At 47.2% G+C, this 11,256-nt stretch carries 8 protein-coding genes; all 8 read right to left on the bottom strand.

Going from position 1 to position 11,256, the window contains the following annotated elements:
• Positions 1–369 precede the first annotated feature (369 nt).
• Positions 370–1,158 (bottom strand): DUF975 family protein, encoded by a 789-nt coding sequence (locus NCY57_RS11155; protein WP_092069774.1) that lies wholly within the window; start codon positions 1,156–1,158, stop codon positions 370–372.
• 100 nt (positions 1,159–1,258) lie between these two features.
• On the bottom strand, positions 1,259–2,467 hold the full coding sequence (locus NCY57_RS11150; protein ID WP_021652698.1) for an aspartate kinase: 1,209 nt from the start codon (positions 2,465–2,467) through the stop codon (positions 1,259–1,261).
• A 21-nt stretch (positions 2,468–2,488) separates the two neighbouring features.
• Positions 2,489–3,700 carry a homoserine dehydrogenase gene (locus tag NCY57_RS11145; protein ID WP_021652697.1) on the bottom strand — a complete coding sequence of 404 codons (1,212 nt, stop codon included), beginning with the start codon at positions 3,698–3,700 and terminating at the stop codon, positions 2,489–2,491.
• Between the two features lie 4 nt (positions 3,701–3,704).
• On the bottom strand, positions 3,705–4,157 hold the full coding sequence (locus tag NCY57_RS11140; RefSeq protein WP_021652696.1) for an ACT domain-containing protein: 453 nt from the start codon (positions 4,155–4,157) through the stop codon (positions 3,705–3,707).
• Between the two features lie 171 nt (positions 4,158–4,328).
• A protein-coding gene (gene prfB, locus NCY57_RS11135) for a peptide chain release factor 2 (protein WP_110104007.1) occupies positions 4,329–5,448 on the bottom strand; the annotation gives its coding sequence in 2 pieces (ribosomal slippage) (positions 4,329–5,372 and positions 5,374–5,448; 1,119 coding nt in all).
• 73 nt (positions 5,449–5,521) lie between these two features.
• Positions 5,522–6,355, bottom strand: a complete 834-nt coding sequence (locus NCY57_RS11130) for a carbon-nitrogen hydrolase family protein (protein ID WP_173758940.1) — start codon at positions 6,353–6,355, stop codon at positions 5,522–5,524.
• Positions 6,356–6,610: 255 nt separating this feature from the next.
• Positions 6,611–9,190, bottom strand: coding sequence for a preprotein translocase subunit SecA (gene secA / locus NCY57_RS11125; protein WP_021652694.1), 2,580 nt, complete (start codon positions 9,188–9,190; stop codon positions 6,611–6,613).
• A gap of 232 nt (positions 9,191–9,422) precedes the next feature.
• Entirely contained in the window at positions 9,423–11,222 is a 1,800-nt protein-coding gene (locus tag NCY57_RS11120) for a fibronectin type III domain-containing protein (RefSeq protein ID WP_173758939.1), read from the bottom strand.
• Positions 11,223–11,256 lie beyond the last annotated feature (34 nt).

Below are 11,256 nucleotides of genomic sequence, written 5' to 3'. Positions count from 1 at the left end.
GTGGTGTATCGCTGTTATTCAGGAACAGGCTTCGCCAATATATTTACGTCAGCATAAATCGGCTCAACCTTCCACAGCCAACGTAGTAGAATCCATCGCCCCTCCAATATCTTCACATATTTCTACAGCCTACAATAGCTGCGTGCCCGGAAAGGGGGAGCTCGAGGGGGAAAAGCGGGCTTCGCAACTTTGAGTGCTTTCCCCCTCGTACCTGCCCATGCCAAAATGGTCCCCCTGAAAGGGAAAGTACCTGCGTCTCAAGCATCCCCCGGAAAGGGCATCACCTGCGTTTCATGCATCCTCCCGGAAAGGGCATCACCTGCGTTTCATGCATCCTCCCGGAAAGGGAAAACATCCTCCGGAAGGCGATCAGGCTTCGGTTTCATCGTGGAACTGCGGGATCGGAGTTACCGGGGGATAAGAATCCACCGGAGGTTCATCAAACTCTCCGGAAATATTCCGATAGAAAACTGCCATACAGGTTTCTATATAAGGCACCAGCCAGATCAGTGCCAGATACAATGTAAATATGGAAAAAATGATCCACGGAACAAAACTTAAGAGCATTTTCATATATTCCCAGTAATGTCCCTTCATAAGCTTTGCACTGGCTTTCAGTGCCTGCACTCCTTTTATGTCCGAATTATCGGACAGGATGTAATAGCTCATGGTGAACGGCATAGCTGCCAGCAGGTTCAGCGCGAACCCGAGAAGTGTGAGCAGCATGTAAGTTACTGCCCAGTTCATCTGCTCCTCCGTTGTATTTCCCATATTGCTTGTAAAAGAAAACCACGCCAGTGGAAGTGATGTCACCAGATTGATCAATGCCAGCACAAAGGATGCCACGATCACATGATCCGGCTGATGGCTGAAAAAGTACAGAAGGTCTCCGAAAGAGTAGGCTTCCCTTCTGGAAATATTCAGATAGATCCGGTAAAGTCCTGCGGAAAAAATACAGATCACCAGAGAAAGGACAAAGCTGAATACCTCTCCTCCAATGATCGCATACAGGGAATCTCCCGGAAAAAGTGCTGTAGAAATATAGCTTGAAACTGCGCTCATCGCCGCAACCGCAATACTCCCGATCACAGGGACCGTAAAATTACCGGCCAGAGTTTCCCCTGCCAGCTTCTTACAGCCCTTCAGATTTTTTCTCATAATTCTGTATCCCTTCGTTATAGAAGGCGGAGACTCATCCAAGCCTCCGCCCCGTCATTTTTTACTTCAGATATATCATATTCTCATATTTCACATCTGTTTAGTCTGCAAGATTAAACGCATCATGTACCGCATTCATGGCACGTACGCCATCTTTCTCGTTAATGAGAACCGTCACACGGATCTCAGATGTTGCGATCATATTGATGTTCACACCCTCATTGTAAAGGCTCTCGAACATTTTTGCAGCAACACCCGGATTGCTCATCATACCTGCTCCTACAATAGAAAGCTTGGCAATGTTTTTCTCCGCATGAAGCTCAGAATAAGCGATGCGTGCCTGGTTAGCTTCCAGAACACCCATTGCATCGTCCAAATCATTTTTATCAACAGTAAAGGAAATGTCCTTGGTTCCGGCACGGCCGATAGACTGAAGGATCATATCCACATTGATATTTTTCTTAGCCAAGGTATCAAAAAGCTTAAATGCCACTCCTGGTGAATCTTTAAGTCCGATCACAGCAATACGTACTGCATCTGTATCCAGAGCAACACCGCTGATCAGCATTCTCTCCACTGTTACTTCCTCCTTTACCACAGTTCCTTCGCTGTTGTTGAGACTGGAACGTACCACCAGCGGCACGCCGTATTTCTTTGCCATCTCCACAGAACGGTTATGAAGCACTCCCGCACCCAGAGTTGCCAGATCCAGCATCTCATCGTAAGTGATCTCCTTGAGCTTGCGGGCATTCGGAACCTTACGCGGGTCAGCGGTATAAACACCGTCCACATCGGTATAGATCTCACAGGCATCTGCATGAAGCGCTGCCGCAAGAGCTACAGCTGTGGTATCAGAACCGCCACGTCCAAGTGTGGTATAGTCATTATATTTATCAATGCCCTGGAAGCCTGTGACCACAACGATCCTGCGGTTATCCAGCTCTCTGCGGATACGTGCCGCATCGATCTTTTTCAGGCGTGCGCTGCTATGTGCACTTGTTGTGTGCATAGCTACCTGAAAGGCGTTCAGAGAAACAGCCGGTACTCCCAGACTGTCCATAGCCATGGACATCAGTGCCACTGACATCTGCTCTCCGATGGTAAAAAGCATATCCATCTCACGTTTCGGAGGTTTGTCATTGATATCCTTTGCCATGGTGATCAGCTCATCGGTATACTTACCCATTGCAGAAAGCACGACCACCACGTCGTTTCCTTTTTTGTAATCTTCGATACATCTTCTGGCAACATTAAAGATACGCTCTTTGTTTGCCACAGAAGTACCGCCGAATTTTTTTACAATCAACATGTTCTTTTCTTCCCTTCGACATCAATCCTTTACACGGATCATTGCCAGTACTTTTCCGGTGAGCTTGCTGATCTTCTCATAATATTCAGCCTGCTTCATCACCGGTGTGATAAATCCGAATTCGTCCGGAAGGTCATCCGGCTCGATGGTCTGTACATCACCAAAAGCTTTTTCCACTTCATCCATAGTAGTATCAGACACACGTACGAAGAAACGTCCCTCAACTTCATCCATATCCATAAGCTTCAGGGCATAGCTGCTCCAGTTTGTCATGATATTTCTGTGGAGATGCTTTGCTTCATCCACAACATCTGCAACTACTGCACTTGCAGTCGGAAGCTTACCTGCTCCGCTTCCGTAGAACATGGCATCTCCAAGAACATTTCCGTGCACAAATACTGCATTGAACACATCATTTACACTGTAAAGCGGGCTACTCTGGCCTACCAGGAACGGCGCTACCATTGCATAGAAAGAATCTCCGATCCTGCGGCTTGTGGCAAGAAGCTTGATAGTCATGCCAAGCTCTTTTGCATATTCCATATCTGCCGGTGTGATCTTTGTGATTCCTTCTGTATAAATATCCTCGTAATTCAGGAATTTTCCGTATGCAAGTGAAGAAAGGATGGCGATCTTACGGCATGCGTCAGCACCTCCTACGTCTGCAGTCGGATCTGCCTCTGCATAGCCCTTTGCCTGAGCTTCCTTCAGAACCGTATCAAAATCACAGTTCTCTGTGCTCATCTTGTAAAGCATGTAGTTGGTGGTTCCGTTAAGGATTCCTGTGATCTCATCGATCTCATCTGCTGTCAGTGAAGAATTCAGTGCGCGGATGATCGGGATACCGCCGCCGCAGCTTGCCTCAAAAAGGAAATTGATATTTTTTTCTTTTGCGATCTCCATGAGCTCGGAACCATGCTTGGCTACCAGAGCCTTATTGGATGTGCTTACGCTCTTTCCTGCCTGAAGCGCTCTTTTTACAAAGGTATAAGCCGGCTCGATCCCGCCCATAACCTCAACAACAATATCTACCTCCGGATCGTTTACGATCACTTCATAATCATGAACCAGAACTTTCTCAACCGGATCTCCCGGAAAATCTCTTAAATCAAGAACGTACTTGATGTTAATCTCATCTCCAGCTCTCTTGTTAATGCTCTCATGATTGGTGTTGATGACTTCAACAACTCCGCTTCCTACTGTACCGTAGCCTAATACTGCTATGTTTATCATATGCTTACTCCCTGCCTAAAATTTTCAAATAGTGTATACCGTCTCTCTGCTCAATATTCTCCACCATAGCCTCTGCGTCACCTTCTCCCGGAAGGATGTCAACGCTCAGCGTCAGCGTTGCGACTCCGTTAATGGGAATACTCTGATGTATGGTCAGGATATTACCGTGAAAACGGGCAATCGTCTGCAGCACCATTGATAAAAGCCCCGGCTCATCGTCCATCTGAATGATAAAGGTGATGGTCTTTCCCTTGGTCTCCTCGTGGAAAGGAAAAATATCGTCCTTATATTTGTAAAAAGAACTGCGGCTGATCCCGGTCCTTTCAGCAGCTTCCTGAACAGTAGCCACCCGTTTGGATTCCAGCAGTCTCTTGGCCTCAACCACCTTGAGAAGTACCTCCGGCACTGCCCGTTCTCTTACTACATAGTATTTTTTCTTTTCAACCTGTTTCTGCATAGCAACCTCTCTAACTGCTGTTCACATTGTGGCCAGCAGCCTCCTGTCCGTTTCATAAAGACAACTGTTTTTGTACAAGAGATATATTATCATAATAAAAGAAACTCCACAAGCGCTTTTTTGCCTGCGGAGTCCTTTTCTCTGTCTTTATGGGGTTCCGTGACAGTAATGTTATTCTTTCTTTTTCGCCAGCGCGATCCATTTCAGGTATGCATTGATAAAAATGTCAATACCACCGTCCAGAACTGCGTCAACATTACCGGTTTCTTCATTGGTTCTATGGTCTTTTACCATGGTGTATGGCTGCAGGACATAGGAACGGATCTGGTTTCCCCAGCCGATATCTGTCACTTCGCCTCGAATGCCGGAAAGCTTCTCCTCGGCTTCCTGCTGTTTCAGCAGATACAGCTTGGCCTTCAGCATCTGCATGGCCTTGTCCTTGTTCATGTGCTGAGAACGTTCATTCTGGCACTGTACCACGATTCCTGTCGGGAAATGGGTGATACGGATCGCAGAGGATGTCTTGTTGATATGCTGTCCACCGGCACCACTGCTTCGGTAGGTATCGATACGGATATCGTCATCATTGATCTCAACATCCAGATCCTTCTTGATATCCGGCATAACATCGCAGGATACAAAAGAGGTCTGTCTCTTTCCTGCTGCATTAAACGGAGAAATACGTACAAGACGGTGAACACCCTTCTCGGATTTCAGATAACCGTAGGCGTTCTCTCCGTTCACCTGGAAGGTTACGGATTTCACACCGGCCTCATCACCGTCAAGGTAATCCAGGACCTCCAGCGCAAAGCCTTTCTTCTCCGCCCATCTGCTGTACATACGGTAAAGCATTCCGCACCAGTCGCAGGCTTCTGTACCGCCGGCTCCTGCGTTCAGCTTGATGATGGCATTCTCTCCGTCGTACTCTCCGGAAAGGAGTGTCTTCACACGGATGCTGTCAAAGCTTGCCTGGAACTCGTCCAGCATTTCCTGGATCTCAGGGACGATCTCTGGATCATTCTCCTCATATCCCATCTCGATCATGGTTTCCATATCTTCCATCTGTGTTTCCAGATTATGGTATGTCTCAATATCGTCCTTGAGACTCTTTAACTGTTTCATCTTCATCTGGGATGCTTCCGCATTATCCCAGAAATCAGGCGCCTCCATCTCGCGCTCTAATTCTTCGACCTTCTGCTCTTTGTTAGCGAGGTCAAAGTGAATCCCTCACTTCCACTAATGGCTCTGTGTATGTTGCAAGAATACTCTTGAACTGATCTAACTCAACCACAGCTTCACCTTCTTTCTATATATTGATACAGGATTTCCTGCCTGTCTTATACAATACCATATGGGCATGGAAATTACAACGAAAACGTGGTCAGGGCGTAAATATCCCCTCTCCTGTGCTTCAGAAGCGGCAGCTGCTCACGGACTTTTTTTACCTCGTCCAGTTCCAGTTCCACAACCTTCACAGCCGGCTTCTCTTCCATCTCCATGAGGACTTTTCCCCAGGGGTCTGCGGCAATGGAGTGGCCCCAGGAATGATACCCGGCGTTCAGGTCTCTGGCGGGGGCAGCTCCGATGGTGTATACCTGGTTATCCACGGCTCTCTGGCGGAACATCAGCTCCCAGTGAAGGGGCCCTGTTGTCATGTTAAAAGCAGCCGGCACGATGATTACCTGGGCGCCTTCGTCCACCATCAGCCTGGCAAGCTCCGGAAAACGGAAGTCGTAACAGATGCAAAGGCCCATCTTTCCAAATTCTGTATCAAAAACCGTCACCTGGTCTCCCGGTGTCAGAGTATCGGATTCTTTAAAATACTGGCCGCCTTTTACATCAATGTCAAAAAGATGCATCTTCCGGTGCTTACCGATCTGATGACCATTTCTGTCAAAGACATAGGAAGTGTTATAAATATTGCCGGCTTCATCTCTCTCCGGCATACTTCCTGCTACGAGATAAATTCCGTGTTCTGCCGCCAGTCGGGAACATTTTTCCCAGGTATATCCCCTCTCTGGTTCCGCATATTCCGGGAAGTATTTGTTCTCGTAGGGGCAACAGAACATTTCGGGCAGGACTGCCAGATCGATCCCCTGAAGCTCCGGGCTGGCAAGAAGTTCTGCTGCCTGGGTGATATTGCGAAATTTATCAGTATATACATGTGTCTGAAGAATTGCAGTTTTTATAATTGCCATATTATCATGTCCCTTCTCTTACAGCGAAAATTAAGTATCTGCTCTATTGACGCAGGATGACTTTCTCATATGCAGGGCGGGAGAATGAAGCGTAGCGGTGGCTACGGCGATTGACGACAACGCAGCATATAAAAAATCAGACAAGTCTATATGACTATTATTTAATATTCGCTGTACTCTGTTCCTATGTAACAGAAATCCCAGAAAAAATAGCCCCACCACATCATCCGGGTGAGACTATTTTTATCTTCCTTCTCAGATCTTGGCAGCCTTACGTCCGCAGCACTGTTTGTATTTCTTGCCGCTTCCGCATGGGCACGGATCATTCGGGTATACTTTATCTTCTTTTCGCTGAACCGGTTTCTTCGGGCCTGCGCTGTCATCTTTGTTTGTGCCGGTTACCTTAGCAACCTGCTCACGCTCGATCTTCTGCTCCACATGAACATGATACAGCATACGTACAGTGTCTTCCTGAATGGAGCTGATCATGCTGTTAAACATCTCGAATGCGTTCATCTTGTACTCAACAACCGGATCTCTCTGGCCGTATGCCATCAGACCGATACCCTGACGGAGCATTTCCATATCATCGATGTGATCCATCCATTTGCTGTCGATGCATTTCAGAAGGACAACTCGCTCAAGCTCACGAAGCTGCTCCGGTTCCGGGAACTCAGCCTCCTTCGCTTCATAAAGCTTCACAGCCTCTTCCTTCACAATGTGCTTAATCTCATCTTTCTTATGGCCTTTTACCTTCTCTGCGGTCAGCGGGTGGATCGGGATGATCGGAGTGATCGCAGTGTTAAACTCATTAAGATCCCACTCAGAAGAATCCATGTCATCGGAAAAGCACATGTCTGTCATGCTGTCTACGATATCTGTGATCATCTTATAGATGGCATCACGCATATTCTCACCGTCAAGTACCTGGCGGCGCTCCTCATAGATGATCTCTCTCTGCTCATTGTTAACCTGGTCATAGTCGAGAAGGTTTTTACGGATACCGAAGTTGTTGAACTCGATCTTCTCCTGAGCTTTCTCGATGGCATTGGAAAGCATCTTGTGCTCGATCTGCTCATTCTCCTCAACACCAAGGGATGTGAACACCTTCATCAGTCTCTCGGAACCAAACAGACGCATCAAGTCATCCTCAAGGGAAATGTAGAAACGGGATTCACCCGGATCTCCCTGTCGTCCGGAACGTCCACGGAGCTGGTTATCGATACGTCTTGACTCATGACGCTCGGTACCGATGATCTTCAGACCGCCGGCCTCTCTTGCCACATCGTCAAGCTTGATATCGGTACCACGGCCTGCCATGTTGGTCGCGATGGTAACGGCATCTGCCTGTCCTGCCTGAGCTACGATCTCAGCCTCAAGCTCATGGAACTTGGCATTCAATACATTGTGGGGGATTCCCTCTCTCTTCAGCATTCTGCTGAGAAGCTCAGAAGTCTCGATGGTGATCGTACCAACCAGTACCGGCTGATGTTTTGCGTGAGCTTCCTTAACTGCCTCTACAACGGCGTTGAATTTCTCTTTCTTTGTCATGTAAACAGCATCGTCAAGGTCTTTACGCTGTACTACACGGTTGGTCGGGATCTCTACAACGTCCATGCCGTAGATATCACGGAACTCTTTTTCCTCGGTGAGGGCTGTACCTGTCATACCGCCTTTTTTGTCATATTTGTTGAAAAAGTTCTGGAAGGTAATGGTTGCGAGAGTCTTGCTCTCTCTCTTAACCTTCACATGCTCTTTCGCCTCGATCGCCTGATGAAGACCATCGGAGTAACGACGGCCCGGCATGATACGTCCGGTAAACTCATCAACGATCAGGATCTCGTCATCTTTTACAACATAATCCTGATCCTTGTGCATCAGATTATGTGCACGAAGTGCAAGGATGATGTTGTGCTGGATCTCCAGGTTTTCCGGATCTGCCAGGTTCTCGATATTAAAGAATTTCTCAACCTTCTTGATACCCTGCTCGGTAAGGTTGACGATCTTATCTTTCTCATTTACAACGAAGTCACCGGTCTCGATAACCTCCTCACCCATGATGGCTGCCATCTTGGTCATCTCATGGCTGGCCTCACCACGCTCCAGCTGCTGTGCAAGGATATCGCACACCTCATAAAGCTTGGTGGACTTGCCGCTCTGTCCGGAAATGATCAGAGGTGTACGTGCCTCATCGATCAGGACAGAGTCGATCTCATCGATGATACAGTAGTGAAGATCTCTCTGAACAAGCTGTTCTTTATAGATGACCATATTGTCACGAAGATAATCAAATCCAAGTTCGTTGTTTGTTACGTATGTGATGTCACATCCGTATGCCGCACGACGCTCTTCCGGCTTCATGTCGTTAAGTACCACGCCTACAGTCAGGCCAAGGAACTCGTGAACCTTACCCATCCACTCAGCATCTCGTTTTGCCAGGTAGTCGTTGACGGTTACGATGTGGACACCTTTACCCTCAAGGGCATTCAGATATGCAGGAAGTGTGGAAACAAGAGTTTTACCTTCACCTGTTTTCATCTCGGCGATACGGCCCTGGTGAAGGATGATACCACCGATGATCTGTACACGGTAATGCTCCATTCCAAGTACACGTTTGGCTGCCTCACGTACGGTGGCAAATGCCTCCGGAAGAAGATCATCCAGTGTTGCACCTTCTGCAAGACGTTTCTTATATTCTCTTGTCTTGTCTCGTAACTGCTCATCCGTAAGCTGCTGCATCTGAGACTGATAGCTCTCGGTTTTTTCAACCAGCGGCATGATACGTTTTACCTCACGCTGGCTGCGGGTTCCAAATACTTTTGAAAAAACATTCATGTTTCTGCTCCAATCATTTTATTCGAATAAGACTGCTGTCTCTGATCTGTCCAATTTTGGATCATTCCAGTTCTCTGTTGATATCCGTTATACTGGATCACATATGGTATATATTCTACCACTTTCCTGTTATAAAAACAATGAACAATTATTTAACAAATCATGTCAGGAATAACAGAAAATATCCCGCATAGGATCCTGTTTTCGAGGATCCCGCGGGATATTACAGATCTTATTTTCTTACTTTTACATTTTTCACACTGCTCCAGGCACCGTAATATGTCTTTCCGCTCACTTTTTTGTATGCACGGATACGAACATAATAAGTGCTTCCCTTTTTCAAACCGGAAAGTGTTCGGGTCAGTGCACTGGTGGACACTGTTCTGGCCCCTCTCATGGACCTTGAGGCCGCATACTGGATCTGATAGCCGGAAGCGCCAGCTGCTTTTTTCCAGCGGACAGTCAGCTTCCCGGAAGCCTTGCTGGACGGTTTGTACTGCACCGGAGCTGTCAGACGGACGATCCGGCTGCCGTTTTTGTTATAAGCACTTAAAGCAGAGCCCTTGTATGCGCGGACTGTATAGATATACATGGTTCCTGATTTTACTGATCCGTCTGTATAGACCAGCGTATTGCTTCCGCTTACGGTAGCGATATTGACCCACTTGCTGCTGTTTCCGGTCCTTCGATAGATCTTGTAGCCGGAAGCATTTGCAGCTCTTTTCCATTTGAAGACGATGCCGGCAGGACTGTTGGAAGTGCCGGATAACCCGGGCGTGGTAAGCTTTACCGTTGTAAGGGCCGCGGAACGGAACTGGTATACGGCTGACTGTACTTCATCAGTCTTTTTCCATTCAGCTTTCTGATAAACATACTTCTGGAAAAAGATATACATGTTATAAGTTGCGGCTTTGTTTATTCCTTTGGCAGATCCGATCCGCCATGTAGTATTCTTCCTGTTATCGGTTGGATTTGGTGAAGTACTCCAGTAAACTGGCACCCACTTCACATCTCCAGGCCCGGGATTTGAATTTGTAGTTCCCGCACCGGTCACGGTAAAATTATAATATTTATTCGGAGTAAATTTCAGCGGAGAATCCAACCCTCTTACAAAACTATCTTTGACATCTGGTATAGAAGGTATATAGGTCGGTGTCGGCGTCACATCATATTTCGGGCGGGTTCCCCTGTAATTCAACTTTAATTTTTTCAGGTTGCTGGTTCTTCCGTCTGAACCCAATACCTTAAGATACAGATCAAATTCTTTCTCTGTATCCAGATTCTTAAGATATATCACAAAGCTTCTGTTTGCAGTAACCGCCACACGAGAGTTTCCCGTATCGACCCTCGGAACATCAGATGTTCCGTCCTTTTTTCTCGCTACAGCTTTGTAGTAGCAGGCTCCGTTTGCATCAACTTTAAGTGTCACATTTACAGAATTGCGGCTTACCCATTTTTCTCCGGTCCATTTTACGTTTATTTTTGGCACCGGTGTTGGTGTCACTGTCAGTTCAGGATCCGCTGTCGGTGTCACTGTCGGTTCCGGATCCGTTATCGGTGTCACTGTCGGTTCCGGACCCGCTGTCGGTGTCACTGTCAGCTCCGGATCTGACGATGACATAGCTTCTGCGTTTTCTTCTTCCATACTGTCTCCTGCTTCTTCAGGTATCAGTTCTGTCAATAATACTTCCGGATCATCCTCACTGGAGATCTCTTCTGAAACTCCTTCCTCAGCTCCGCCGAAAGCATCCTCGCTGTTCTCCGCATTTTCTGCGTTTTCCACATCTTCCATGGTTGCATCGGAAGAGTTATCCACCATTTCCTCAGAAATATCCTCACTGTCTTCTGCAGGCTGCTCAGTCTCTCCCATAGACTCTGTAGTTTCCTCTGCGGAAAACACTTCCTGGCTGTCCGCAGCATTTTCTGTGATTTCTGCATCACCGCTGCCAAACTCTGCAGCCATACCGGTTGCCGGAAGCACCGTCACACAAAGTGCAGCACTTAAAAAAAGTGCCAGAACTTTTTTCTTCATTTACCTTCCTCCTTTTCTCCGTGAGTTACATATT

The organism is Blautia sp. MB18-30 (genome assembly GCF_023669475.1).
In the GTDB taxonomy this organism is placed as follows: domain Bacteria; phylum Bacillota; class Clostridia; order Lachnospirales; family Lachnospiraceae; genus Blautia_A; species Blautia_A fusiformis.
This window is presented reverse-complemented; position numbering and strand designations above follow the sequence as displayed.